This is a genomic window from Yoonia sp., assembly GCF_017854565.1.
In the GTDB taxonomy this organism is placed as follows: domain Bacteria; phylum Pseudomonadota; class Alphaproteobacteria; order Rhodobacterales; family Rhodobacteraceae; genus Yoonia.
Window position 1 is genome coordinate 1 of the sequence record NZ_JAFMHJ010000034.1, and the last position, 26,984, is coordinate 26,984.

25 protein-coding genes are annotated in these 26,984 nt (G+C 55.4%); 16 read left to right on the forward strand and 9 right to left on the reverse strand.

Translation table 11 applies throughout. The features are described from left to right. The 9 genes from QZ196_RS12960 to QZ196_RS13000 all read left to right on the forward strand — a co-directional run. The coding region (locus QZ196_RS12960; protein ID WP_296427058.1) for a sugar transferase at positions 1–575 on the forward strand (575 nt) is incomplete at its 5' end. A 97-nt stretch (positions 576–672) separates the two neighbouring features. Next, the gene (locus QZ196_RS12965; RefSeq protein WP_296427060.1) at positions 673–2,724 is read left to right on the forward strand and encodes a bifunctional diguanylate cyclase/phosphodiesterase; all 2,052 of its coding nucleotides are present in this window, start codon (positions 673–675) and stop codon (positions 2,722–2,724) included. A 56-nt stretch (positions 2,725–2,780) separates the two neighbouring features. Then, positions 2,781–3,392: a ribonuclease D gene (locus QZ196_RS12970; RefSeq protein WP_296427062.1), complete on the forward strand. Its 612-nt coding sequence runs from the start codon at positions 2,781–2,783 to the stop codon at positions 3,390–3,392. Then, positions 3,392–4,360, forward strand: a complete 969-nt coding sequence (locus QZ196_RS12975; protein WP_296427064.1) for a KpsF/GutQ family sugar-phosphate isomerase — start codon at positions 3,392–3,394, stop codon at positions 4,358–4,360. The genes QZ196_RS12970 and QZ196_RS12975 overlap by 1 nt, the downstream gene beginning before the upstream one ends. Before the next feature lie 50 nt (positions 4,361–4,410). Next, positions 4,411–4,962, forward strand: a complete 552-nt coding sequence (lptC, locus tag QZ196_RS12980) for an LPS export ABC transporter periplasmic protein LptC (protein WP_296427066.1) — start codon at positions 4,411–4,413, stop codon at positions 4,960–4,962. A gap of 30 nt (positions 4,963–4,992) precedes the next feature. Then, the gene (locus QZ196_RS12985) at positions 4,993–5,481 is read left to right on the forward strand and encodes an LptA/OstA family protein (RefSeq protein WP_296427068.1); all 489 of its coding nucleotides are present in this window, start codon (positions 4,993–4,995) and stop codon (positions 5,479–5,481) included. Beyond that, positions 5,478–6,251, forward strand: a complete 774-nt coding sequence (gene lptB, locus QZ196_RS12990) for an LPS export ABC transporter ATP-binding protein (RefSeq protein WP_296427069.1) — start codon at positions 5,478–5,480, stop codon at positions 6,249–6,251. Before QZ196_RS12985 ends, lptB begins: the two co-directional genes overlap by 4 nt. A gap of 225 nt (positions 6,252–6,476) precedes the next feature. Further along, the gene (raiA, locus tag QZ196_RS12995; protein WP_296427070.1) at positions 6,477–7,052 is read left to right on the forward strand and encodes a ribosome-associated translation inhibitor RaiA; all 576 of its coding nucleotides are present in this window, start codon (positions 6,477–6,479) and stop codon (positions 7,050–7,052) included. Positions 7,053–7,081: 29 nt separating this feature from the next. After that, entirely contained in the window at positions 7,082–7,537 is a 456-nt protein-coding gene (locus tag QZ196_RS13000; RefSeq protein ID WP_296427072.1) for a PTS sugar transporter subunit IIA, read from the forward strand. Here the strand turns inward: QZ196_RS13000 and QZ196_RS13005 are convergent. From QZ196_RS13005 to cysQ, 7 genes are all read right to left on the reverse strand, one after another. Continuing rightward, on the reverse strand, positions 7,534–8,955 hold the full coding sequence (locus QZ196_RS13005; RefSeq protein WP_296427074.1) for a sulfotransferase family 2 domain-containing protein: 1,422 nt from the start codon (positions 8,953–8,955) through the stop codon (positions 7,534–7,536). The two genes, QZ196_RS13000 and QZ196_RS13005, sit on opposite strands and share 4 nt — an antisense overlap. After that, positions 8,952–10,646 (reverse strand): beta-1,6-N-acetylglucosaminyltransferase, encoded by a 1,695-nt coding sequence (locus QZ196_RS13010; RefSeq protein WP_296427075.1) that lies wholly within the window; start codon positions 10,644–10,646, stop codon positions 8,952–8,954. The genes QZ196_RS13005 and QZ196_RS13010 overlap by 4 nt, the downstream gene beginning before the upstream one ends. Beyond that, positions 10,643–11,644, reverse strand: coding sequence for a glycosyltransferase family 2 protein (locus QZ196_RS13015; RefSeq protein WP_296427076.1), 1,002 nt, complete (start codon positions 11,642–11,644; stop codon positions 10,643–10,645). The genes QZ196_RS13010 and QZ196_RS13015 overlap by 4 nt, the downstream gene beginning before the upstream one ends. Before the next feature lie 42 nt (positions 11,645–11,686). Further along, positions 11,687–12,619, reverse strand: a complete 933-nt coding sequence (locus QZ196_RS13020; RefSeq protein WP_296427078.1) for a glycosyltransferase family 2 protein — start codon at positions 12,617–12,619, stop codon at positions 11,687–11,689. 120 nt (positions 12,620–12,739) lie between these two features. Then, positions 12,740–13,633, reverse strand: coding sequence for a UTP--glucose-1-phosphate uridylyltransferase GalU (galU, locus tag QZ196_RS13025; protein WP_296427079.1), 894 nt, complete (start codon positions 13,631–13,633; stop codon positions 12,740–12,742). Positions 13,634–13,763: 130 nt separating this feature from the next. Next, positions 13,764–14,564, reverse strand: coding sequence for a manno-octulosonate cytidylyltransferase (locus QZ196_RS13030; protein ID WP_296427081.1), 801 nt, complete (start codon positions 14,562–14,564; stop codon positions 13,764–13,766). Then, positions 14,564–15,361, reverse strand: coding sequence for a 3'(2'),5'-bisphosphate nucleotidase CysQ (cysQ, locus tag QZ196_RS13035; RefSeq protein WP_296427083.1), 798 nt, complete (start codon positions 15,359–15,361; stop codon positions 14,564–14,566). Before cysQ ends, QZ196_RS13030 begins: the two co-directional genes overlap by 1 nt. A gap of 141 nt (positions 15,362–15,502) precedes the next feature. Here cysQ and QZ196_RS13040 point away from each other — a divergent pair, with 141 nt between their 5' ends. From QZ196_RS13040 to radC, 4 genes are all read left to right on the forward strand, one after another. Further along, positions 15,503–16,324, forward strand: a complete 822-nt coding sequence (locus QZ196_RS13040; protein ID WP_296427114.1) for an ABC transporter permease — start codon at positions 15,503–15,505, stop codon at positions 16,322–16,324. 258 nt (positions 16,325–16,582) lie between these two features. Then, a complete protein-coding gene (dnaK, locus tag QZ196_RS13045) occupies positions 16,583–18,490 on the forward strand; it encodes a molecular chaperone DnaK (protein ID WP_296427085.1) in 1,908 nt (635 codons plus the stop codon). Positions 18,491–18,564: 74 nt separating this feature from the next. Beyond that, the gene (gene dnaJ / locus QZ196_RS13050; protein WP_296427087.1) at positions 18,565–19,710 is read left to right on the forward strand and encodes a molecular chaperone DnaJ; all 1,146 of its coding nucleotides are present in this window, start codon (positions 18,565–18,567) and stop codon (positions 19,708–19,710) included. Positions 19,711–19,751: 41 nt separating this feature from the next. Continuing rightward, positions 19,752–20,510: a DNA repair protein RadC gene (radC, locus tag QZ196_RS13055; protein ID WP_296427089.1), complete on the forward strand. Its 759-nt coding sequence runs from the start codon at positions 19,752–19,754 to the stop codon at positions 20,508–20,510. A gap of 7 nt (positions 20,511–20,517) precedes the next feature. Here radC and QZ196_RS13060 read toward each other — a convergent pair whose 3' ends face one another. Further along, complete coding sequence (locus QZ196_RS13060) at positions 20,518–21,492, reverse strand: hypothetical protein (protein ID WP_296427091.1); 975 nt, start codon at positions 21,490–21,492, stop codon at positions 20,518–20,520. A gap of 121 nt (positions 21,493–21,613) precedes the next feature. Then, positions 21,614–24,304: a preprotein translocase subunit SecA gene (secA, locus tag QZ196_RS13065; protein ID WP_296427093.1), complete on the reverse strand. Its 2,691-nt coding sequence runs from the start codon at positions 24,302–24,304 to the stop codon at positions 21,614–21,616. A gap of 185 nt (positions 24,305–24,489) precedes the next feature. Between secA and QZ196_RS13070 the strand changes: the two genes are divergently transcribed. The 3 genes from QZ196_RS13070 to mutT are packed head-to-tail and all read left to right on the forward strand — an operon-like array spanning position 24,490 to position 26,948. Next, the gene (locus QZ196_RS13070; RefSeq protein WP_296427094.1) at positions 24,490–25,335 is read left to right on the forward strand and encodes a peptidylprolyl isomerase; all 846 of its coding nucleotides are present in this window, start codon (positions 24,490–24,492) and stop codon (positions 25,333–25,335) included. 3 nt (positions 25,336–25,338) lie between these two features. Beyond that, positions 25,339–26,553, forward strand: coding sequence for a bifunctional glutamate N-acetyltransferase/amino-acid acetyltransferase ArgJ (gene argJ / locus QZ196_RS13075; protein ID WP_296427096.1), 1,215 nt, complete (start codon positions 25,339–25,341; stop codon positions 26,551–26,553). Then, positions 26,550–26,948 (forward strand): 8-oxo-dGTP diphosphatase MutT, encoded by a 399-nt coding sequence (mutT, locus tag QZ196_RS13080; RefSeq protein ID WP_296427099.1) that lies wholly within the window; start codon positions 26,550–26,552, stop codon positions 26,946–26,948. Before argJ ends, mutT begins: the two co-directional genes overlap by 4 nt. The last annotated feature ends 36 nt before the right edge of the window (positions 26,949–26,984 follow it).

Consider the following 26,984-nt stretch of genomic DNA (forward strand, 5'->3'; position numbering starts at 1 on the left):
TCATTGGATCAGTGACAGGTCTGCTGCTGCTCTCGGGCGTTCTCATCATCGTCGCGACTGCAATCGCGATCACAATGGGGCGCCCGGTCTTGTTTCGGCAGACCCGTTCTGGAAAGGCGGGGCGACCGTTTGACATGATCAAGTTCCGGTCGATGCAGAACACCCTGGATGCAGCAGGCCAGCCTTTGCCGGATGCTGCGCGCATCACGCGGCTGGGCCGTTTTCTGCGCGCCAGCAGTCTGGATGAATTGCCAGAGCTTTGGAACGTCGTTAAGGGCGACATGAGCCTCGTCGGGCCACGCCCGCTGTTGATGGAATACCTACCACTCTATTCCACGACGCAGGCGCGCCGCAGTGAAGTACGGCCGGGGATCACAGGATGGGCCCAAGTGAACGGGCGCAACGCGCTTGGCTGGGAGCAAAAGTTTGCATTAGACGTCTGGTACGTTGATCATTGGACGCTGATGCTTGACCTGAAAATCATCGTCATGACTATTGGCAAAGTGCTGATGAGTGATGGAATCACTGCCAAAGGCGAGGCCACAATGCAAAAGTTTACGGGCGACAACAAATGACCCGCAGCGGCGCCTAGGGCATTCCTTTTGGATTGCGCAACGCAACATTAATTAAAATAGCGCAAGTTTGCCAAGGTCGTGTCACAGGATTCGGTTGATGCAAGCAATGAACAAACTCGCCGATTGGGCCGTTGGGCGTATGAAGCGCAATAATCCAGAGCACCTATGGGTGCACTATTCCGTTGCCCTTGCGCTGATACTTGGCCTGCTGGTCGCGACACATAGGGTTAATCGCATGATCATTGACGAAAGCGCGATCGCATCGACGGCGATCTTGGCAAGTCACGCCCAGATAACGCAAGCTCAGGAAATCTTGCTTTTGGCAGAACAACTTGTCGAACAGGAAATTGTCGACACGTCCAACCTTGGCGCCGCGATAACACGGTTTGAAAACACATACGCCGCGCTGCCCTCACTTGGCGTGTGGTCGCCATCGCTTCAGGCATACGTCTTTGAAAACGACAGCGCCCTGCACTCAAAAGTCGAAAAATATGTGGATTTGGCAAGGCGTCTGGAAACCGCGCCACGTGATATGCAAGCAGCATTGGTTCACAGTCTACGGACACTTTATGGCAATGATACGCTGTTTGAAGGGTTGCAGCAGACCGCGCGCTTATTCGAAGCCGAAGCCCAAATCGGCGCCGAAAGCTTGACCCGCCTGCAGCGCACGATTCTCGCGATTTCGGCATTCGCCCTGCTGTCTGAGGCTGTGTTTATCTTCCTGCCCGCACAGTTGACCGTCCAATCTGCGATCAGACAACTCCATGACAAGTCCGCAGTCATGGAAAATTCCAAAGGCCAGCTAGAACAGATGAACCTGAAGCTGGAACATCTGGTCAGCCATGACAGTCTTACGGGCCTCCCAAACCGAAGCCATCTGCTCAAGCGCCTTACGAATATGCTCTCGGTGGGTCCAAATTCACGGCCAAGCATATTATTTGTGGGCCTTGATAATTTCAAATCATTGAATGACACGGCAGGACATGACTATGGGGACGGTGTACTGTGCGCTGTGGCGGACGCATTTCGAAACTGCGTCGATGATGAGGATATCATCGCCCGCGTCGGTGGTGACGAATTCGTTTTCGTGACCGTAGAACCATCCGATGTGCTTGCAAAACGCGTCATGGACTCGCTTGTAGAGCCATTTTTGATCATGGGTCGAAATTTGCCCATTAATGCCAGCATTGGTCATTTGGTCGCTGATCGCGCCAAGACTGATCCACTTGCAATGATTGCTGACGCAGGCATCGCGTTGCAGGCGGCCAAGAACGCAGGTGGCAATCGCACACAGGCATTCACGCAAGACCTCCGCGATGCGATCGAGAACATGCAGAAACTGCAGCTCGAACTGCCCAACGCCATCGCTGCAGGCCAGATTGAACCTTGGTTTCAACCACAGATACGTCTTGCCGATGGCACCCTGCATGGCGCAGAGGTGCTGGCTCGGTGGCGCCACCCAACACGGGGCTTGATGTCACCCGACAAGTTTCTGCCCGCCGCTGAGCGTGCCGGCCTTATGATCGAGTTGGATCATGCTATCTGGCGATCTGCGATGAAACATGCGGAAGGCTGGCAGAAAACCGGCATTTGGCATCCGCGCATTTCCTTGAACGCAGCGCCCGACACAATTGCAGACCCTTATTTGATAGAGCGCTTCCTACCGCAACTGCAGCAATGCTGCCTTGGAACCGATCAGGTCATCGTCGAGGTTTTGGAGACAACGCTTATCGACAGCGCGGATGATATGGCCGCGATCAATATTGACAGTTTGGCGGAATGCGGGATTGCTTTGGAACTGGATGATTTCGGCACCGGATACGCATCACTGTCAAAGCTGACACAGCTCGCGTTGGCCGGGATCAAACTAGACCGATCACTTGTTGCGCCCCTCCCGGATCCGGGTGCCGACAGCGTGATCCGCGCCATTCTGGCTCTGGCGGCGGAACTTGGCTTGCATGTAATCGCCGAAGGGATCGAAAAACCGGAACAGGCGCAGCGTCTGAACGAAAGAGGCTGCGCAGTCGGCCAAGGCTACGGGTTTGCCCGCCCAATGTCTGCAGGTGATTTCGCCGAATGGCTGGTAAAACACGCCACTATCGCGATCAGCGCACGCGGCGATGTTGTTCAGTTTCCCAACCGGGCTTGAGGAATTGCACCATAAGCCGTATCTGACACGCATCCTGCTTTGGAAAGGGGTGACCTTTGGCTAATCATTTGTACAAAAACGACTTACCCGACGGACTTGATCTTGGGCAAATTGTTGCGATTGACTGTGAAACGATGGGCCTGAACCCACATCGCGATCGGTTGTGTTTGATTCAAATGTCCGGCGGTGATGGCGATTGCCATTTGGTGCAGGTCGAGATCGGCCAGACACAGGCCCCCAATCTTTGCACGATGCTTGAAGATCCCAAGGTGCTGAAGCTGTTTCATTTTGGCAGATTCGATATTGCCGCGCTGTATCACGCCTTTGGTGCGGTCACAGCGCCTGTCTATTGCACCAAAATCGCATCAAAACTGGTGCGTACATTCACCGACCGTCATGGTCTCAAGGTACTGCTGCAGGACATGATCGGCGTGGACATATCAAAGCATCAGCAGCAAAGCGATTGGGGCGCAGAAACATTGACCGGTGCCCAGCTTGACTATGCAGCATCGGATGTCCTTTATTTACATCAACTCATGCGGGCCTTCGATGTGCTGCTTGATCGCGAAGGCCGAACTGAAATGGCACAAGCCTGCTTTGACTTTCTACCGGCCCGCGCGAAGTTGGATTTGGCCGGGTGGCCAGAAATTGACATCTTTTCCCACTGATGGTCGATCAAATCAAAATCATGGAAACAGCGCGGCGCGTCATCGCGCAAGAGGCTGACGCTCTGCTGCAGCTTTCGTCAGGCTTGGGCGACAGTTTCGGCGCCGCAATCCAGCTTTTGCTAGACGCAAAAGGCCGCGTCATCGTGTCTGGTATGGGCAAGTCAGGCCATATCGCACGCAAGATTGCCGCGACGTTTGCAAGCACTGGTACACCGGCACACTTTGTTCACCCAGCCGAGGCAAGTCATGGCGATCTTGGCATGATGACCCGTGGTGACGTGGTTCTCGTACTTTCCAATTCTGGCGAAACGCCAGAATTGGCCGATATTGTTGCTTACACGCGCCGTTTCGGGATTCCGATGATTGGCGTGGCAAGCCGCCCGGACAGCACATTGCTCCAACAAGCGGACGTCAGCATTGTCCTGCCTCAACTGGGCGAGGCTTGCGGGACCGGGGTTGTACCAACGACCTCGACAACGATGACGCTTGCGCTGGGCGATGCGTTGGCCATCGCACTTATGGAACATCGCGCCTTCACCCCGGAAAATTTCCGTGACTTCCACCCCGGCGGCAAGCTGGGTGCGCAGTTGTCCAAAGTCAGTGACCTGATGCACACCGGGGACGCACTGCCGCTGGTCAGAACCACTACGGCGATGGGCGATGCCCTGCTGATCATCAGTCAAAAGGGGTTCGGCGTTGTCGGCGTAACCGATGACGATGGCAGACTTGTCGGCATCATCACCGACGGCGACCTGCGTCGACACATGGCTGGCCTGCTTGATCGCACCGCACAAGAAGTCATGACGGCAAACCCGACGACCGTATCCTCCGATGCCTTGGCTGAGCAGGCGGTCGCACTCATGAATGCGCGCACTATCACTTGTCTTTTTGTTTTGGACGGTGACTTGCCCCACGAAGTGCGGGGAATTCTTCATATTCATGACTGTCTGCGTGCGGGTGTTGTCTAGATATGCCCGGTGTCGATAATTTTCACTCTCGACTTGTCGCCTGGGCCAAAATGATCTTACCGCTGGGCGCGCTCGCCCTTCTATCGACCCTTTTTTTGCTGGCGCGACGTCCCGCTGAACAGCCGAATATCCCCTTTGCGGAGATTGAGGCGATGGCCCGTGATCAGCGTATCACCGCACCAAAATTTTCAGGTCTGACAGAAGACGGCGCAATCATCGTGATTTCGGCCCGAAGCGCGCAGCCAGACATGACGCGGCCTGACACGGTTAGCGTCGATACCATGGCCTTTCGCATGGACAATCCCGATGGCAGCTATGTGACGGTCACCGCAACACGAGGTGAAGTTGATGGGCGCAGTCGGATTGCACGGTTTCTGGGCTTGGCCCGCGTCGAGACTTCAACTGGCTACGAGATGGAAACAAATGGCCTGATCGCCGAACTTGACACTGGGCTTGTTACGTCAGACGGGCTTCTTGAGATCCGTGCGCCTTTTGGCGAATTGACAGCGGGAAAGGTGACGTTTCAACTATCGCAAGACAATACCGGGCAGCAGATACTGTTCACCGATGGGGTCAGACTGATATACAGACCGCAGGACTAATTACTGCTCGCAACAAGGGAACCACCTACCGTGTTCAAAAGTATTGCCTTTTCCGCCGCCTTCCTGATGTCGGTCGCGACATCGCTTGTTGCGCAAACCAACATTAACCTTGGTGGTGTCAGCGTAGATACCTCGGCTGCCATCGAAGTCGCTGCCGACAGTTTGTCGGTTGATCAAGACACCGGCACGGCTGTGTTTGTCGGTAACGTCGTCATTGGCCAGGGTGAATTGCGTCTGTCGGCTGGTCGCGTCGAAGTGATTTATGCAGAGGAAACCAGCGATATTGCGCGGCTGATCGCGTCGGACAACGTGATGTTTGTAACAGCAACCGAAGCAGCAGAAGCACAGAATGCGGACTACGATATCACATCGGGCATGTTAACTCTGACGGGCAATGTTCTTTTGACGCAAGGCGCAAGCGCCATTTCTGCCGAGCGGATGATCGTGAATGTGACTGACGGAACCGCCACCATGCAAGGCCGTGTTCGCACCGTCTTTCAGCAGGGCACCAGCCAGTGACCGATAGCCCGAACCTGTCGCTCCAAGACGGGGACGTGGGCCTGCGCATCGTCAATCTGCGGAAAAGCTATCGCAAGCGCCCGGTCATTAGGGACGTCAGCATCACCCTTGGTCGCGGGGAGGTTGTCGCGCTTTTAGGTCCAAACGGATCGGGCAAGACCACTTGTTTTTATGCAATTGCTGGCCTCATTACACCCGAAGGCGGGCATGTGATTATTGATGGCCGCGATGTGACCGCGCTGCCGATGTACCGGCGCGCGCGTCTTGGCATCGGCTATCTGCCGCAGGAAATGTCGATCTTTCGTGGCATGTCGGTCGAGGACAACATCATGTCCATTCTCGAAATTGCCGAAGCGGACCGCCATCGCCGCCGGGAACGGCTGGAAGAGCTTTTGTCAGAGTTTTCCATCGAACACCTGCGCCGCGCATCCGCTCTCGCCCTGTCCGGCGGCGAACGCAGACGCGTCGAAATTGCGCGCTGCCTGGCCGCCGGGCCGAAGTATGTTTTGCTCGACGAACCCTTTGCCGGTGTGGATCCGATTGCTGTGGGCGAGATCAGGCACCTTGTTTCTGACCTCAAGAACCGCGGGATCGGCGTGTTGATCACGGACCACAACGTGCAGGAAACACTGCAGATTGTTGACCGTGCCTATATCCTACACGACGGCAAGGTCTTAATGAGCGGCACAACAGACGAGGTCGTTCAGGACGAAAACGTGCGCCGCGTTTATCTTGGAAACAGCTTCCGGGTAAACTCACTTTCTTCGTGATGTTAACCACTGTCCCATTGACAAACACAGGCATTTTATCGCCCAATGATGAGGATGACAGAACCGTTTTCATTCCCTGAGGTTATGCTGGCTTGTATGGCCGCGTATGGGATTAAATTAAACAAAATCGGGGCGTTATCGTTTTCCATACTGATGTTTAGATTCGATTTAACCCGTTAACATGACCGGGGTCCGAGCATCATAATACTTAGCACAGGAGAAACGATGCGGTATCAAATTAGCGGCAAACAGATCGACATTGGCGAGGCCCTGCAAACCCATGTAAAGACAGAAATGGACGAGATATTAGGCAAATATGCCGGACGCCCGACCGAGGCATATATCGTCTTTTCCAAGTCCGGTCATGAGTTTGTCTGCGAATCTGTCGTGCATCTTTCGACCGGCCTCACCGCACAGGCGACGGGCCGCGCAAACGAAATCTACGCGGCGTTCGACAGCTGCGGCGAAAAGATGGACAAGCAGTTGAGACGCTACAAGCGGCGGCTCAAGGACCACCATGCTGGCCGATCACAGCCTGTTGAACTTTCGGCTGCGGGGTCCTATATCCTCGAACCAAGAGATGAGACCGATGAGGCCGAGCAAGACACGGTAAATGCGATGATCGTCGCCGAGATGGAGACGAAAATACCATCGCTGTCGGTTGGCGAGGCGGTGATGCAAATGGAAATCGCAAGTGCGCCAGTGCTTGTGTTTCGCAACGAAAAACATAGCGGAATAAATGTCGTCTATCGACGGGACGACGGTAATATCGGATGGATTGATCCCGTCGCAGCGGGCTGAAACCAATAACGCGATGAAAGAAACGGCGCATGCAAGTTGTTGATATACTCAAGCCTGATGCAGTGAAGACGATTTTGTCCTGCACCAGCAAGAAGCGTCTGTTTCACGACCTCGGGGAGTTGGCCGAGAACTGCTATGGGCTACCGGCATCAGACGTGATTGATGCGCTTATTGAACGCGAAGGGCTCGGCCCGACAGGTGTGGGGCAAGGCATCGCATTGCCCCATGCACGCCTCTCCGGGATCGACGGTGTCCGGGGCATTTTTCTGCGCCTTGAAAAGCCGCTGAACTTTGACGCCATAGATCGCCAGCCTGTCGATCTAGTGTTTGCGCTGCTTGCCCCCGAAAATGCGGGAGTTGATCACCTCAAGGCGCTCGCCCTTGTGTCACGCACGCTTCGCAGCCCATCTGTCTGTGCCAAACTTCGCGCCAACAGTGATACTGCGACACTGCACACGATCCTGACCGAGACGCAGGCCGCCTAGGCCCAATTCCCAAACCCAAAACTAACATAGTCGCGCGGATACGCATCACGTACTGCTGTTTCCACCTCATCATCATAAACCGCGACAAGGCTGTCATCATGCGGATGCTTGCTGTCGATCACATCGGGGGCTGCGCTTATTCCCACCTGCCGTGCAAGCACCGCAAGGTCGCTTTGCAGTTGCTCTTCGCGGACAATCATGTCCGGCAGCGCAAACTGCGCCATACCCTCCAACAGGGTCAATTGACTGGCCCATGACGGATCAATTCGAACGCTGGTTTGGCCCGACAGGTTGCTGCGCAAAAACCGCAGGAACGCTAAGAAAGCAACGCGATGGGCCGCTTCGTCATAGTCCGGATCGGGGACGCGGGGCGGGATCGGTAACTTGTGTACCTTCCGCAGGGTTGCACGTATTTCGGGAAAACTGCCCGGACCGTCGAATAGAACACGATCACAAAATGCGGCATGCGCCCGCGCCACGGGGTGCCGCAAAACTGTAAAACTGCGGTGCCCTTCGTTGCTGCGCATCCAATGGCGCAGCGTCTTTTGCGAAAACCTGTCCAGCACGTCGCCAACAGGTGCACCATCGACCGCAGCCAGCCAATCGACCACAGCCGCGTGCGGGCCCGACCGCAAAGGCATATAGAGCAGCCCACTTTTTGGTGCCGCAACATATGTCGGGATCGCTGGCCCTCGCCGCGGCTCGAAATTTGGCGTGCGTCCAAGGTTGAACCGATCTAGCCGGGCAAGCCCCGCTTCCAAGTCAGAAAAATTGGCCACCTTGTCCGACACAGCCTGCGGGTTTTGCTTTTTGAGCTTTTTATTCAGGCTTGCCAAACGCGCATCCGTCCCCAGAAACGCGGCAAGCCCGTTCATGACGTCGATATCCTGTAAATCCTCATAGGCCAAATAGAACGCGGTCTGTCCGACTTTTTGCAGCGCATTAAGAACGCGCACCTGAAAGGCCTGTACCGTTTCAAGATATGCTTCAAATTCCTCCGCTTCGAAAATGATCTGCTCTGACTTGAAATGTGTTGCGTTCGTCAGCTTCCACTGCCCCGTCGCCTTGGCAATTTTCCAACTGACAAAACTATCGAGAGGGTTCCGCGTCAGGATCACCTTGGCGCATTTGGGATCTGGCAGGCAGGCATTCAGAATCCGGCCATCATGGTCATTGAAAAATCGAAACCCGCCCAGATCCGGGCCGGACACGATGGCCTCCAGCAGCCTGTGCGGATTTTGCTCGCGGTCTTCTAACGTCATGCCAAGCAGCTGATCCAACTTCGGGTAGCCAATAAACGACGGGTTGAACGCCTCGCCATGGCAGGTAACGCCGTCAAGCTCATTCAGATTCGCTTCAAGAAAATTCGAGCCGGTGCGCATTTCCGCAAGTATCATAAAGTAGTCAAATTTGCTCATTTGCCATGCGCCACATAAGGTTTCCTGGCCTTAACGGCCGGTGATGTTGGCAGTTTCACAATCGGAAAATCCCCCGTCAGGAAGGGATGCATCCCTTGATTTTTAAGGTCTTGCAGAAACTCGCCAAACCCCGTCAAATCAGCCATTGCTGGTAACTCTGTGATCGCCACGCCACGGTATCGCGCGATTTGATCGACGATTAACTGCAAAGCATCGACAGGCGCAGCGACAAACTCTGAAAGGCTACAGATATGTATTCGCGCGCGCGCATAAGGTGATCGCAGAATTTTCAGCTGTTTGTACTCGATCTGCTGCAATCTTGCCGCCTCCTTTCGCACGTGGCGCATCGCCCGTCCCGATCGAAAAAGCGGAATCGCCCATGCACCCGTCACAACAGAAATCAGCGCATTTGTGTCCTTGGCTATCATCCAACTGATGTCTTGCGTATCCTTGGGGCCAAACTGAAAACACTGGTAATGCGTACGACCGTTCCAGATCAGGTCGGTTAGAAACATCTTGCCATTATAGTCGCGTAATTTTGCACTGTCAGATTGACCGCCCCGAAACACGCCCTCTCCACCCGCGAAATGCGCCCTGTCGCTGGCATAAAGATGGCCATGTACCTCTGCGCTTGCCTGTCTTGACAGCCACGCCGTGAAATCCGGCATGATGTCATCAAAACCCTGCAACACCGAATAAGGGGTCGCCGTGAAACCGTTCTCGCGATCCATATGCGGGTAGCAGCTTTGCATATAAAGACCGGGGCGGCCACGCGTCCGCCGGATCACAGCATGCGTAAAAATCCGGTCAATCGTTGCCGTATTCGGAGTCGACGTCGCCCGCTCTGTACGTGGAAATGCCCGATAGAGAAGGTCCGCTTGCGGCCAGATCTTGCGCGCGACAAAACAGTCAGACCGGCGCAGCAGTTCTAGATGATCATCGTAAAAAACATGCGGCTTACCTTGGAAGTCGAATTTTGACAGCGTCAGCGAACGGCTTTCAATCCAGTTCGAATGCAGCCGCACCAGCGTTTGGTAATAGCTTTCATCAGGAATCCACACCTTGCGGAAATAACGGTCATAGACCGGGCGGTTGGGGTCATTCAGGATAGCGCCAAGCGTGCGCCGAGTCAGACACCACCACTGTGACCCCATATGCGGCTCAAGACCTGCCGGTATCTTTCGCTTGAATCCCACTGCCATCTGAATTTTCACGTAGCGGTCAAACAATCTACGGCGATTTTTCCATGAAAACGGAAACCGCAGGACAAAGCGTTCCTCGTCTAAACCCCCAACGGTCCAAGGCACGTCAGCCGTGGTCGCGCTTTCGATGAAATCGCTGTCGGGCCGTGCATCAAGATAGTCGCGTAGCTCCGCGATCGGGCGCAGCGGCAGGCATGCCCCAGACGCAAGATAGACATGCCGGACATCGGGAAATTCCGCGAGCATGACGGTCGATGCGGCCTGCGAAGCCACAACAATTCCCCATGTGCCCCACTCGCAACGGAACCGCTTGGAAAACCTGATGTGCTTCACATCAGCAAGTGCCGCAACAAATGCGCTGTATCTGGCATCATCAACTTTGTGATCAACGTGGACGACAACCGGGCATCCCCCAGCCCCCCAATGACGGATCGCCTGCGCTGCGCGGTCAAGCGCGGTATGCACCAGCATGACAACACCCAAGGTCATGCCCAGTTCCCTTTCGACATCAGACCCAGCACCTCAAGCTGACGCCAGTTGATATACTTTTCGCTCCAGTTGCACCAAAGATCCGGGTCCGCCCCATTTTGTTCGGCATAGGTCTGGTATTCGCGCCCATCGCCGTAATGCTGCCCGCGCACCGCCTCTTGTGCTGCCCGCGCGCCAAACGTGTTTAAAAACTTTGCATGAAGCAGCAGGCCCGACGTTTTTTCACCGCCCTGTTGATCATAGACAAGGTTCAGCCCACGCGGCAGAATCATATGCGTCGAACTGACGTAAGCATACTGCCTGCTCCACTTTACGAACGGTATTTTGTTCAACGCTGGGGCAGTTTTGGGTTTGTCTGCAAAAAACGCCCGCGCCCGCGGCCCCCCCTGAATCCAAAGGTTTCGCATCAGCTCATTTCTGGAGATAACGTAATTTCCAGCGTCAAACCAACTGGCCAGATCAAATGGGTTTTGGCCCTTTTCGTAGACGGCCTGACTGACCGGGCCTTTGGGGTACATATCCAGTAGCATGGCGCCAAACGACCGGACTTCTGATGCATCGAGCCAATCCGCCAATGCGCGCATCGGACGCGTATCGCAGAAGGGGTAGACGAAAAATTCGTCCACATCGACAGTCAACGCCCAGTGGCCATCGGCATATTTTCCCTGGAGAAACGTCAGCCAATCCATACCAGACCGCGCGTCGCCATAGCCTGATTTCGTTGACCAAAGTGAGATATCAGGCTGCGCGGCAACATAATCCTGTCCACCATCGTTGCTGTCGTTGTCCACCATGATAAAATGATCAACGCCCAGATCCCGGTAGTATTTGATGAAATATGGAAGGCGAACATCTTCGTTTCGAAAGGTGCAGAACAGCAGGATGTCCGATGCCCCAATCTGCTTGGTCCGGTCCACAACGCCAGACAGTTCGCGCCCTTTCCGGCGCGCCCGTAGCTTCCAGCGCTGGCGTTGCAGCCGCAGACTGTATGATGTCAAAACGTTCAATTTTGTACCTTAGCGATCATGGCCATACGCATATCAAACCCAGTCACCCTTTGACATCAACCCTAGTGCAGTTAGCTGATCCCGACCTTCATACCGACAGGACCCTTGGAACCAAAAATCAGGATTTTCAGTCAGTCTGCGATGATAACCAGCGTATAGATCACTGTTTTCGAAATGTTGACGACGGCTGATTTCTTCGGTCGATTTTTCTCCAATGATCGGCAAGAATTTCGTGTGCAGCAAGATGCCGGTTGTCCGGCCATCTGCGTTGAAATCAAAAACATCGTTCAGCGATCGTGGCAATAGTTGATGCGTCGCGCTGACATAGACATAGCGCCAGTGCCACCGCACCAGCGGCGTCTTGTTCAACGTCGGCGCACGCTGCGGCGCGTCGCCAAAAAAAACACGCTCCCGGACGCCGCCCTGTATCCATTGATTGCGGTAAGTCGGATGCAGCTGGTGACGGTAATTGTCATGATCAAACCACTGCAACGTCGTCATCGGGTCAGCGCCCGGAAGGTACGCAGCATCCTGAACGGGTCCTTGCGGATACATGTCCAGCATCATCGCGCCAAATGCCGGGCATTCCTGCTGATCCAGCCATCCCGTCAAATCGCGCAAGTCGCGTGTGTCGCTGAAGGGGTAAACCAACAGCTCGTCGGCATCGACAGTCAGGCACCAGTGGCCATGTCCGTGCCGCCATTGCAACCACCCCAGCCAGTCCATGCCAAACCGTGCCAGCTTGTAACTATGCGGCGTCGTCCAGACGGACACACCGGGTTGTGTGGCCAGATAAACGGCTGTGCCATCATCACTGGCATTATCGACGAACAGAAAGTGATCGACCCCCAGCTTGCGATAGTGATCCAGCAGATGCGGCAGCCGCACCATTTCATTTCGCACAGTGGCAAACAGCAAAATGTCATCTGGACCGATCTGAGCTGTCCGATCCGTTCGGGCTGTCATCTGCCTGCGTTTTCGCCAAATGCGGAACAAAAGACGCCGCCGCTTCCAGCGCAAGCGATATGCCAACAACTGATCCGCCCATGCGCCGCCGAATAGTGTGCCCAACTTACGCCCCTGCCGCTACTGCGCGGCCTGCCCATGCCCGTGCATTTGCGCAAGGTAGCGCGCAAATTCGTCGCCGAGATCTTCGCGGGCAAGGGCAAACGCAACGGTCGCCTGTAAAAATCCGGCTTTTGAACCGCAATCAAACCGTTGTCCTTCAAACCGATATCCAAACACATCACGACCTTGCGTAATCTCATGGGCAATTGCATCGGTCAGCTGGAACTCTCCACCAGTACCTTTTCCTATCTGGTTCGCGTTTTGCAGCACCCTTGGTGTCAGAATATACCGCCCGATCACCGCAAGGTTGGACGGTGCAGTTCCAAGGGTCGGCTTTTCTACCATTCCTTTGACCGAAACAATCCGTCCATCCCATCGCGCCACATCCAAAACACCATAAGAAGCCGTCTGTTCCGGCGCGACCTCCATTGTGGCAACCATCGCGCCGCCGGTCTCTTGGTAGGCTTCGATCATCTGCTGCAAGCACGGTTTTTCCGCCGCGATCACATCATCGGGCAGGATAACGGCAAAAGGCTCATCACCAATCAATTTACGTGCGCAGGATACCGCGTGCCCCAGGCCCAGCGCCTTATGCTGACGGATGTAGGCAATCGCTCCGCTATCCATATTCGTATCGCGCAGAATCTCAAGAAGGTCCGTTTTGTCAGCTTTGCGCAACGCCGCCTCTAGATCGGGCGCGTGGTCAAAATAGTCCTCAAGCGCGGATTTTCCGCGCGACGTGACAAAAATAAAGTCCTTGATACCAGCCGCCCGCGCCTCGTCGATAGCGTATTGGATCAGCGGGCGATCAACCAAGGTCATGATCTCTTTGGGTATTGATTTGGTCGCCGGAAGGAACCGCGTCCCCAGCCCCGCCACCGGAAAAATCGCCTTGGTGACTTTTCTTTTCATGCCCATACCCTTGTTGTGCGCGTCTCATTTTGTGGACAGCATCGTAACACGTCCGCCGTCCATACAACATACTGCGACGAAGAAATGAAGATCGTCCCCACAAACCATGGCAATCGTCTCTGGGTCTGTATCAGGCTATGCCCATCTCCTGCAGCATCGCTTCGATCCGCGGCACATCTTCGGGGTTGTTCAGCTCCCAGAATTGCCTGCCTTTCGCGGCGACCTCGACACACAGCATATGCGCCCCACGTTCAAGAAATCGCAACTGCTCTAGGCCTTCCAGCCGTTCCAACGGACCAGCCGACCAGGTTGGATAGGCCGCAAGCGCCGCAGGCCGATAGGCATAGACCCCAACATGATGAAATACCGGCGTGTCGGCGTCATCACTGTAGACATTGCCGGTGAACGGGATCACTTCTTTCGAAAAATACAGGGCGTTATGGTCGGCGCCAAACACAGCCGTCGTGCCGCCAACACGACCCGCGCGTCGGTCTTCCAGCAACCCGTTCAAGGCACGGCCATCCGTACGCAGAACCGGTGTCGCGACCTGCGCGTCGGGCTGCGCCCGCAGGCCTGCCACCAGATCCTCAATGAACCACGCGGGGGTCAGTGGCGCATCACCCTGCAAATTAACAACAATATCATAACCATCGCCAAGGTTTCTGACCGCCTCGGCACAACGCTCGGTCCCATTTTCGCATGCAGTCGATGTCATGACCACCTCTGCATCAAATGTGCGTGCGGCGTCGGCAATACGGTAGTCGTCCGTTGCTACGACGACACGGTCAACACCAGCCACCGACATAGCCGCATCCCAGGATCTGCGGATCAAGCTTTTGGCATCACCAGCCGCACCGCGCAGTGCCACCAGCGGCTTGCCTGGATAGCGGGTCGATGCATAGCGGGCAGGGATAACGACCAGAACAGACACTACGGCTTTTCCAGTACAACTTCGGGCGCATAGGCAATGAAGAATGGATTGGCAAAACCCACCTTACCATACCGCAGCGTCGTGTGATCGTCGAACCGCACGACGGTCCCACCAGCGCCATTCAGCACGGCATGCCCGGCAGCCGTATCCCATTCCATCGTGCGACCAAGCCGCGGGTAAAGATCGGCCTCGCCGGTTGCGATCAGACAGAATTTCAGCGATGAGCCTGCGCTTTTCATATCTCTGACGCTATACTTGTTGATGTAGTCATCAGTCGCCTTATCCCTGTGCGACTTGGACGCCACCACAAGCAAGGCGTTATTGTCAGGGTGTGAAACGCTTATTGGCTCGGTTGTACCAACGGCGTCCTTGTCGAATGGTGCTGCCTCTTCGACTGACTGCCCAGCGGCATCTGTATAGAAAAGCCGCCCCTTAGCCGGGGCATACACCACACCCCGAACCGGCACGCCGTCCGCGACATAGGCAATGTTGACCGTGAAATCCCCGCGCCTTTTGATAAACTCTTTCGTGCCGTCCAGCGGATCAACGATCAGGAACGTGCTGACCACTTGCGCATGGGTTGCCGCCTGCTCCTCGGTCACCAGCGGCACATCAGGAAAGGCGGCACGCAACCCCGCACTGATAATCGCATCGGCGGCTTCATCGGCTATCGTAACCGGGCTTTCGTCACTCTTGACGCACACCTCAAAGTCATCAGCGGTATAGACTTCCATGATTTTATCACCGGCCACCAAGGCCAGTTTACGCATTACAGTCGTCAGTCTTTCAAAGTCCATGTCACTCACTTGGATGGCCCGGTTGTTGTTGAAAATTAGCGGCAGCATCCTTATGCTGCGGCATCAAGCGAACGGCAAGGAATTCGTGCGAAGTTCGCGGGGCAGGGCGGCGCATTGCCCGGTCTTATCAGGAAAGTCATAATGTTTCAGATCAAAACCAATCCATCAATGACCCGCGGCGTCATCGGTATGGCCGAATTGATCTACCATGCCACCGTACGGGACATTCGCAAGTCACATCGCAACGCATTGATGGGCCTGTTTCTGAACATAATGCAGACCGTAGTTTTTGTCTTGGCCTTCTACATTATGTTTGAAGTGCTCGGGATGCGCGGCTCTGCACTGCGTGGTGACTTTTTGCTTTATATCATGTCGGGCATCTTCCTGTTTTTGACCCATACAAAAGCGATGTCAGCCGTCATAAACTCCGAAGGACCCGCATCGCCGATGATGCAACACGCGCCGATGAACACGATCATAGCGATATGCGCCGGCGCGCTTTCATCCCTTTATCTTCAGTTATTATCGCTATTTTTGGTGCTGTGTGTATATCATATCGCCGTTGTCCCAATCACGATTGATAACCCCGCCGGTGCCATGGGAATGCTTTTGCTATCTTGGTTCTCAGGCGTTGCCATTGGCGTGGTGTTCCTGGCAATCAAACCGTGGGCACCTGATTTTGTCGACGTTGCATCCGGTGTTTATGCCCGGGCAAATATGATCGCATCGGGCAAGATGTTTGTAGCAAATACCTTGCCTGCGTCCATGATCGCATTTTTCGACTGGAACCCACTTTTCCACACGATTGATCAGGCGCGCGGCTTTATCTTTCTGCACTACTCCCCACACTTCAGTTCGGTAAGCTACCCTCTCTACCTGTCGATTGGTCTGCTTATGCTGGGACTTATGGGGGAATTCTACACCCGCAAAAGCGCCTCGCTCAGCTGGGATGCTGGCCGCTAGGGCGGCTCTTTCACATGCAAACATATTTTGGTCATGCCGGTCGAAACACGACGGTCCGATATGTTAACGCTATAGCCTGCAAAAATGCGGTTTTTGACGGTATGATATGGAAGCGGCGGTTGCAGCCATCATGTCCCATCCCTATATACGCCAAGATCAATGTTCAGGGCCGATGCCTTGTTCAGATTCATGTAACTGGCGCGGGTGCCGAAACGGGTTCGCGCTACTCAAACCGCCTAAAGTAGAGGGATTTGAAAAATGGCCAAAGTTATTGGTATCGACCTAGGAACCACCAACTCCTGTATCGCCATCATGGATGGCTCTAAACCGCGCGTTATCGAAAATGCCGAAGGCGCGCGTACAACACCGTCTATCGTCGCTTTCACCGATGACGAACGGCTTGTCGGTCAGCCAGCCAAGCGGCAGGCCGTAACCAACCCCGAAAACACAATCTTTGCGGTGAAACGTCTGATCGGTCGTCGGTTCGACGACAAGGATCTTGCCAAAGAGAAAAAGAACATGCCGTTCGAAATCGTCAATGGCGGCAACGGCGATGCATGGGTTCAGGCCAAAGGTGAGAAATACTCCCCCAGCCAGATTTCTGCCTTCATCCTCGGCAAGATGAAAGAAACCGCCGAAAGCTACCTTGGCGAAGAAGTGACGCAAGCCGTCATCACCGTGCCTGCCTATTTCAACGACGCCCAGCGTCAGGCAACCAAGGACGCGGGCAAAATTGCAGGCCTCGAAGTGCTGCGTATCATCAACGAGCCGACAGCTGCGGCGCTGGCCTACGGTCTTGACAAGAAAGACAACAAGACCATCGCTGTTTATGACCTTGGCGGCGGTACTTTCGACGTGACCATCCTCGAAATAGACGATGGCCTGTTCGAGGTGAAATCTACCAATGGTGACACGTTCCTTGGTGGCGAAGACTTTGACATGCGCGTCGTCAACTACCTTGCTGACGAGTTCAAAAAAGAACACTCGGTTGACCTGACAAAAGACAAAATGGCGCTCCAGCGTCTGAAAGAAGCTGCTGAAAAGGCCAAGATCGAACTTTCGTCTTCGTCTTCGACCGAAATCAACCAGCCATTCATTTCGATGGGCTCGAACGGTCAGCCGCTGCACATGGTCATGAAACTGACCCGTGCCAAACTGGAAAGCCTTGTCGCTGACCTGATCAAGAATTCGATCAAGCCCTGCCAAGCCGCCCTCAAAGATGCGGGTCTTTCGATCAAGGACATCGACGAGGTGGTTTTGGTCGGCGGTATGACCCGGATGCCGCGTGTGAAAGAAGAAGTCGGTAAATTCTTCGGCAAAGAACCGCATCAGGGCGTGAACCCTGACGAAGTCGTCGCATTGGGTGCCGCCATTCAGGCCGGTGTTCTGCAAGGTGACGTCAAAGACGTGGTTCTGCTGGACGTCACGCCACTGTCGCTGGGTATCGAAACCCTTGGCGGCGTGTTCACCCGTCTGATCGACCGCAACACGACGATCCCCACCAAGAAGTCCCAAGTGTTCTCGACTGCCGAAGACAACCAGAATGCCGTGACACTGCGCGTGTTCCAAGGCGAACGTGAAATGGCAGCCGACAACAAGATGCTTGGCCAGTTCAACTTGGAAAGCATCCCGCCAGCGCCACGCGGTATGCCCCAGATCGAAGTGACCTTTGATATCGACGCCAACGGGATCGTTGAAGTCGGCGCCAAGGACAAAGGCACCGGCAAAGAGCAGAAGATCACGATCCAGGCCTCTGGCGGCTTGTCCGATGACGACATTGAAGCGATGGTCAAAGACGCCGAAGAAAACGCCGAGGCCGACAAGGCGCGTCGCGAGCTGATCGAAGCCAAGAATCAGGCCGAAAGCCTGATCCACTCGACCGAAAAGTCGATGGAAGAGCACGCAGCCAAGGTCGACCCGACGACAATCGAAGCGATCGAACTGGCCATTGCCGCACTCAAGGATGATCTGGAGGGCGAAAATGCAGACAAGATCAAATCGGGCGTCCAGAACGTAACCGAAGCAGCCATGAAACTGGGCGAAGCCATCTATAAGGCTAGCCAGGAAGAATCCGGCGAGGCGGAACCCGATCCACGTGGTGCAGACGAAGACGACATCCTTGATGCCGACTTCGAAGATCTGGACGACGAAAAGCGTGACAACTAAGGCAACGCACTGCTAAGGGAACGGACCGGCCCAGATCCGGGTCGGTCTTTTCCATTCCCAAGGGAAAAAGTATCATGGCAAAACGTGACTATTATGATGTGCTTGGGATCGCCAAAGGTGCTGATGCCGCTGCGATCAAAAAAGCCTACCGCCAAAAGGCAAAAGAGCTGCACCCCGACCGCAACGCCGACAATCCCAAGGCCGAATCGCAGTTCAAAGAGGCGAACGAAGCCTACGAAATTCTGAAAGACGACAACAAGAAAGCCGCCTATGATCGCTATGGTCATGCTGCGTTTGAAAACGGCATGGGCGCCGCTGGTGGTCAACGTGGCGGCGGGCAGGGCGATTTTGCGAGCGCGTTCTCGGATGTTTTTGACGATCTGTTCGGCGACTTTATGGGCGGACGCGGCAGTGGCACCCGTCGGGGCGGGGCACAGCGCGGTAATGACCTGCGTTATAACCTGCGGATCAACCTCGAAGACGTTTTTTCCGGTCTACAAAAGACGATCACCGTACCAACGGCGGTCGGTTGCGCGTCATGCAATGGCACCGGCGCTGAGGGTGGATCAGAACCGCAGACCTGCCCGACCTGTTCGGGCATGGGCAAAGTCCGTGCGCAACAGGGCTTCTTTACGGTCGAGCGGACCTGCCCGACCTGCTCGGGCATGGGTCAAACGATCAAGGACCCCTGCAAAAACTGTCATGGCGCTGGCCGTGTTGAAAAAGAAAAATCGCTTTCGGTTAATATTCCTGCCGGTGTTGAAACTGGTACCCGCATTCGCCTGGCCGGCGAAGGCGAAGCTGGCATGCGCGGTGGCCCGTCCGGTGATCTTTATATCTTTATCGAGGTGAGCAAACACGCCCTGTTTGAGCGCGAAAACACGAACCTGTTCTGTCGTGTGCCGGTGTCGATGGCCACTGCGGCACTCGGTGGTGAGATAGAAGTGCCAACGATTGATGGTGGCCGTAGCCGGGTAAAAGTCCCCGAAGGATCGCAATCAGGCCGGCAAATGCGGTTGCGCAACAAGGGCATGCCAGCCCTGCGCGGCGGACCAAGCGGTGACATGTTCATCGAATTGGCTGTCGAAACGCCCGTCAAATTGACCAGCCGACAACGCGAACTGCTCAAGGAATTCGATCAGTTGAGTGAAGACAATAATCCCAACGGCAGCAGCTTTTTCAAATCGGTGAAAAACTTTTGGGATAGTATGAAAAGCTAGCGTTAACTCTAGTTTAACAAAGTTTTCGGCAAAGTAAGTTCATGACCTATTTTGCCGAGACCCGCTCTTTATTTCCTGACGTGGACGACGTCACAGTGCCCGCACGGGGCCCCACCGGACGCACGCCATCATACCTGCACGATCACCGAAAACGTCTGCGCGAACGGTTTTTGACGGGTGGGGCTGCTGCGGTTCCTGACTACGAATTGCTGGAACTCGTGTTGTTCCGCGCCATCCCCCGACAAGATGTGAAACCGCTGGCGCGCGCACTGATCGAGGCCTTTGGCGACTTCAATCGCGTTGTATCCGCGCCAATTAGCCAGTTGATGCAGGTCACCGGCGTTGGTGAATCGGTCGCAATAGAACTCAAGGTGGTTGAAGCCGCAGCACATCGGCTTGCCCGAGCCAAGGTTATGCAGCGCCTTGTGGTGTCAAGCTGGGACGCGTTGCTTGACTATTGCCACACGGTGATGGCCCACCGCGACACAGAACAGTTTCGCATTCTTTATCTTGATACCAAAAACGTGTTGATCGCGGACGAGGAGCAGGCGAAAGGCACCTTGGATCACGTCCCTGTCTATCCACGCGAGGTCGTGAAACGCGCGCTTGAGCTGAACGCAGCATCACTTATCTTGGTGCATAATCATCCGTCAGGCGACCCGACCCCATCGGAAATGGATATCAATATGACCAACCAGATCATTCTGGCCGCGAACGCGCTTAGCATTGCCGTCCACGATCACCTCATCATTGGGAAGTCGTGCGAGATTAGTTTCAGGTCCGAAGGTTTGATCAAATAAAGCGAGGTTACCGCGCCGCCAACGTGACGTCCTGAAAGATATTTGGCAGAATAATTAGCTGCCCCGCCATGTCGCAGGCAGGAATAGCAATCGTCAGTTGCTTTAAAACCAACATCTGGCCCGCGTTCGTGCGAATGCTCGTTGCATCGACCTCCCGACCGCAGTTCCGATCGCTGACAGCCACGCCAAGCTGCAAGGCGATAACGCCGTCGCGGTTCAGCAGCCCCGAAGGAAAGGTGTAAACCTCAGCTAAGTACGGGATATCAGCAACGCTGGTGCCCAGTCGCACCGTAAAGCCGCTTTCACCCATCTGCGCCATTCCCGGGCTATTCGTCGATGCAGACCAAACGTGGCCTAGTTCACCAAGACTGGCACCAAATTCCAGCGCATGAAGCTGCAGATTGTCCTTGCTGCGCCACTGCAGAACTGTTCGATCATAGTTACCCGCTTCGGGCACGGTCAGCGTCGCGGTCGCCACTTCGACATTGTCGAATGAAACGGCAAAAGCCGCGTCCGCAGAAAGCGCTGGAATCTGCAAATTTGCGGCCCCTGCCGCATCTGTCCGTGCAGAAAATACCATGCCTTTGTGCAGCACGACAAAATAGGCGTTGCGGTAGCACGGCGCATTTACGGTTAAGTTTACCATGGCCGCCACATCGGCGACTGCGGACAATTCCGTCTGACACGCACCAAATGGCGTGGCCAATATGGTGCCCATCATCGGGGTTTCAGTCTCTGGATATGTTGCATCAATGGCTGACGCGGCCTGCGTGTTGTAAATGTGCGCGAGCGGCGTGGTGACCACATCTGGAACACCAAACACTGAATCGCCAACAGAATTCTTCGAAGCCATGACGCTCTGCACAGCTGTGCGATTGGACACACGTGCGGCGCGCACTTCATCAGACGGCCCAGCTTCATCGTACTGCATCAGAAAACCAATGCCGACAGCAATAGCGCAGGTCGACACAATCGTCGTCATTGTACTCGCGCCAGCCATCAATCACGCCCCCGTCTACCCATTGCAAACAGAACTGTCCCAATAGACAGTGTCGTCACAACGACAACCTTATGGTCTTGCGATGTCTTGATTGTGGCCCATTTCAGGCAAAGCGCCCATGACAATGTTTGAACTTGTTACCTGAACCACAGGGGCAAACGTCGTTGCGGCCCGGGTTCCCCCATGTCTGCGGATCAGTTTCATCGAAACCCTCACGCGCTGTGCCAGCGGTCGTACCGCTTGGTGCTGGCGCAGCTTGGGCCATGCGCTGCTGTTCGCGCAATTGTGCCATGATCCGCTCTTGCTCTTCTTGTGACATGGGTCGGATTTGCGCCAGTTTTTTCGTCACATCTGTACGCAAGCTGTCCAACAGACGTTCGAACAGTTGGAAACCCTCTGTTTTATATTCATTCAGCGGGTCCCGCTGCGCATAACCGCGAAAGCCTACAACAGCCCGCAAATGTTCCAGCGTCAGCAAATGTTCGCGCCATTTGCCGTCAATTGTCTGAAGCAAGAGCTGCTTTTCAACGCTCCGCATCGTATCCGGACCAAGCGCCTTGGCCTTGTCATTCATAAATTTATCGGACGCTTCTTCAAGCCGCTCGCGGATGTCGTTTTCGTCGACACCCTCCTCATCGGCCCAAGCCATAACAGGCACGTCGATACCGAGGTTTTCAATCACTGCCGCATAAAGGCCCTGGGCATCCCATTGATCCGCATAGCTTTTGCGTGGAATATGTTCCGAAACCAAATCTTCGATTACTTGGTGACGCATGTCTTGCGCAATGTCTGACAGGTCTTTGGCTTCCATGATTTCACGGCGCTGCGAAAAGATCACTTTGCGCTGATCGTTCATCACGTCATCGAATTTCAAAAGCTGCTTGCGGATATCAAAGTTGCGGCCTTCAACCTTCGCCTGCGCACGTTCCAGCGACTTATTGACCCAAGGGTGCACAATTGCCTCCCCGTCCTTCATGCCAAGACCCGACAGTACTTTTTCAAGCCGCTCAGACCCGAAAATCCGCATCAGGTCGTCTTCCAACGATAGGAAAAAGGACGAACGCCCCGGATCCCCCTGACGACCAGACCGGCCACGCAGCTGGTTATCAATCCGGCGGCTTTCGTGCCGTTCTGTTGCCAGAACAAACAAACCACCAACAGCCTTCACTTTTTCCTTCTCATCCGCCACTTCCGCGCTGATCCGGGCACGAACGGCCTCTGGATCGGCATCCGGGTTCTCTGTCAGTGCCTGCAAAACGCGCATGTCAACGTTACCGCCCAGCTGGATATCCGTCCCGCGACCAGCCATATTCGTGGCAATCGTAACGGCGTTCAGCTTACCGGCATCTGCAATGATCTGCGCTTCCTGCTCGTGTTGGCGTGCATTCAGGACATTGAAGGTGATTCCTTCTTTGTTCAGCAAACCGGCCAGAAACTCTGACTTCTCAATCGAGGTGGTGCCAACAAGGATAGGTTGCCCCGTTGCATGGGATTCTTTGATCGCGGCCACGACGCCCTCGAACTTTTCGCGGGCTGTACGATAAACCTGATCATGCTCATCAAGGCGCGCGATTGGCCGGTTGGTCGGCACTTCGACAACGCCCAGGCCGTAGATTTCCATGAATTCTTCGGCCTCGGTTACCGCCGTGCCGGTCATGCCGGACAGCCTGTCATAAAGGCGGAAATAGTTTTGGAATGTTACCGACGCCAGTGTGACGTTCTCGGGTTTGATCGAGACACCCTCTTTGGCCTCAATCGCCTGATGCAGGCCATCGGACAGACGGCGACCCGCCATCATCCGGCCAGTAAATTCGTCGATCAACACAACTTCGCCATCGCGGACGATATAATCCTTGTCCTTGGTGAACAGCTTGTGCGCACGTAACGCCTGGTTAACGTGATGCACCAGCGTGGCGCTTTCGGGATCATAGAGCGTCTGACCTTCGGGCAGCAAACCTGCAGCGGTCAGCCTGTCTTCCAGAAAATCATTGCCTTCATCGTTGAACGTCACCTGACGGGTTTTTTCGTCCAGGGTAAATAAATCGTCAGACACATCAGGGATAAACTTGTCGATCGCGGCATACATCTCGCTGCGATCCTGCGCCGGGCCAGAAATGATCAGTGGCGTGCGAGCCTCATCAATCAGGATACTGTCAACTTCGTCCACAACAGCAAAGTTATGGCTGCGCTGATACATCTGATCCAGCTCTGACTTCATGTTGTCGCGCAGATAATCAAAGCCCAGCTCATTGTTCGTCGCATATGTGACGTCGCAGGCATAAGCCGCTTTTTTCTCATCCTCGGGCTGCTGCGGAACCACAACACCTGTGGTCAAACCAAGGGCGCTATAAACCTTGCTCATCCATTCGGCGTCGCGGCGGGCAAGGTAATCGTTTACCGTGACAATATGCACGCCCTTGCCGGTCAGCGCGTTCAGATAGGCAGGCAGCGTGGCCACAAGAGTCTTGCCCTCGCCGGTCTTCATCTCCGATATGTTGCCCTGATGCAGGAATATGCCGCCCATCAACTGTGTGTCAAAGGCGCGCAAACCCAGCGCGCGTCTTGCAGCCTCGCGGCAATTGGCAAACGCCTCGGGCAGCAGATCATCAAGACTTTCGCCCTTCATGGCCCGTTCGGCGAATTCCTGCGTCTTGTCCTTGATACCCTCATCGGACAGCGCCGCAAACGTAGGCTCCAGCGCGTTGATTTTTTCGATCAACGGACGGACAGCTTTGACTTTGCGGTCGTTCGGTGTGCCAAACACCTTTTTGGCAATCGTTCCGATACCCAGCATATTATCTCCGACGGCGCGTATGGCGCCTGTATGACATCTATTTGAGAGGAGGCTGCTTGTAGGCACTTCGTTGGCCCCCTACAAAGGTGCCGAGCCAGCCCCCTCGAAGGCCTGTAAGGGATGTAAGGGGCGGGATATGCAGTGTCAACGCCGCGCACCCGTGCGGCCAATCAAGGGATCGTTTAATGCTCAAACATGTTACATTTTTGGGGTCTGCAGCACTGGCTATTGCGCTTTCGACTGGTGTAGTGGCCCAAGACGTAACCGCAGCCACCGTTGTTGCCAAAGTTGGCGCCACCGAAATCACCATGGGCGAGATCATCATCGCCCGCGCCCAGCTGCCGCCGCAATACGCCCAATTCCCAAACGCTGTTCTGCTCGAAGGCATCATTGACCAACTGATCCAGCAGCAACTGCTCGCCGACACACTTGATGCGGTGCCCGCCCGGATCGACTACACCTTGCAAAACGAACGCCGTTCGCTGCTTGCTGCAGAGGTGATCAGTGCAATTACCCAGCAGGCCGTGACCGAAGATGCGCTGCAGGCCGCATTTGATGCACGGTTCGCGGATGCCGCAGGCGTCAATGAATTCAATGCGTCGCACCTTCTTGTCGAAACCGAGGAAGAAGCCCGCGCCGCCAAGACCCGTATTGACGACGGCGCGGCCTTTGCCGATGTTGCCCGCGATGTGTCAACCGGGCCGACAGGACCGAACGGCGGAAACCTTGGCTGGTTCGAAGCCGGCGCCATGGTGCCAGAGTTTGAGACCGCGATCATGGCGCTCGGGGTTGGCGACGTGTCAGAGCCGTTTGAAACACAATTCGGCTGGCATGTGGCGACGCTGAACGAAATCCGCGTGCAACCACTGCCAACACTGGACGAAATGCGCCGCGAGCTAACCGATGTCCTGCAAGAAGCTGCGGTAACCGCCCGGCTGGATGAACTGACCACCGAGCAAGAGGTCGTCAAACCGGCCGCAGGCGATTTTGACCCCGACCTGATCGACAATCTTGATTTGCTGGATCAATAGATCATGGCAATGTCCCCCCTCGCCCCAGTGACGTTTCCAGACATGCCGGTCATCCAAGGCGTGACCTTTGCAGCAACGGCAGCCGGTGTGCGCTACAAAGGGCGCACCGACGTCATGCTGGCCCTGCTAGCCCCCGGCAGTGCAATTGCCGGTGTCTTTACCCGCTCCGCGACGCGCTCTGCCTCGGTTCTGGATTGCCAGGCGAAAATCGGCGGCAAGCCTGACGGTCCTGCCGCCATTTTGGTAAACTCCGGGAACTCCAACGCCTTTACCGGCAAAAACGGAATGAAGGCCGTCAACGCGCTAACAGCGGCCGTCGCTGCGGCAACCGGCGTTTCGACCGACCGTGTTTTCACAGCGTCGACAGGCGTGATTGGGGAACCGTTGCCCTACGAACGGATCACTGCGAAACTGGCCGAGCTGCAGTCCAACCAAAGCGCGGCCGCCATCGCCGACGCCGCCCGCGCGATCATGACCACCGATACGTTCCCCAAAGGGGCCTGCGCGGCCATCCACATTGGCGGAAAACCCGTCAAAATTGCAGGGATTGCCAAGGGGTCCGGCATGATCGCACCTGATATGGCGACAATGCTGGTCTATATCTTCACTGATGCAGTCATCGGACAGGCGGATCTGCAAACACTCGTGTCCGACCTCAACGACAAAACCTTCAACTGTATCACGGTGGACAGCGATACCTCGACGTCAGACAGTCTGGTAATGGGTGCGACGGGCGCGTCAGCGGTGGATGTGACCGGCAATGCGGCTTTCGCCGATGCGCTGCATGAGATCATGCTGGAGCTCGCGCATCAGGTCGTCCGCGACGGAGAAGGGGCCACAAAGTTCGTGACCGTCAGCGTAACCGGCGCAGTATCAAACGAGGACGCGCGCAAGGTCGCCTTGTCCATCGCCAATTCACCGTTGGTCAAGACCGCCATCGCTGGACAAGATGCCAACTGGGGCCGGGTCGTGATGGCCGTGGGTAAATCCGGGGCACAGGCGGACAGGGATCGGTTGTCGATCAGGTTCGGAGATATCACCGTGGCCGAAAACGGCTGGCGTGCACCGGATTATTCAGAAGACGCCACAAGCGCTTATATGAAAAACCCAGAGCTGACGATTGGCGTGGATATGGGCATCGGGGACGGGCAATGCACTGTCTGGACCTGCGACCTTACCCACGGATACATCGACATCAACGCCGACTACCGGTCGTGAAGACAGTTCTGGTCTCGGCCGTTGCGTTGATTGACCCTGACGGTCGCGTCCTACTGGGACAGCGACCAGTGGGTAAATCGATGGCGGGCCTGTGGGAATTCCCTGGCGGCAAGGTAGAGCAAGGTGAAACACCTGAAATCGCCCTGATCCGTGAACTGCAAGAGGAGCTTGGTATCGACACATGGGCGTCCTGCTTGGCGCCTTTGACCTTTGCCAGCCATTCCTATGATCATTTCCACCTGCTGATGCCGCTGTTTGCCTGCCGGAAATGGGCAGGCACACCCCAATCGCGGGAGGGTCAGGCCCTGAAATGGGTGAGACCGCGTGACCTGCGGAACTATCCAATGCCAGCGGCGGATATCCCGCTGATCCCGATCCTGCGCGACTGGCTGTAGGGTGGATTAAAATCCACCCTACGCACCCAAAAAGGG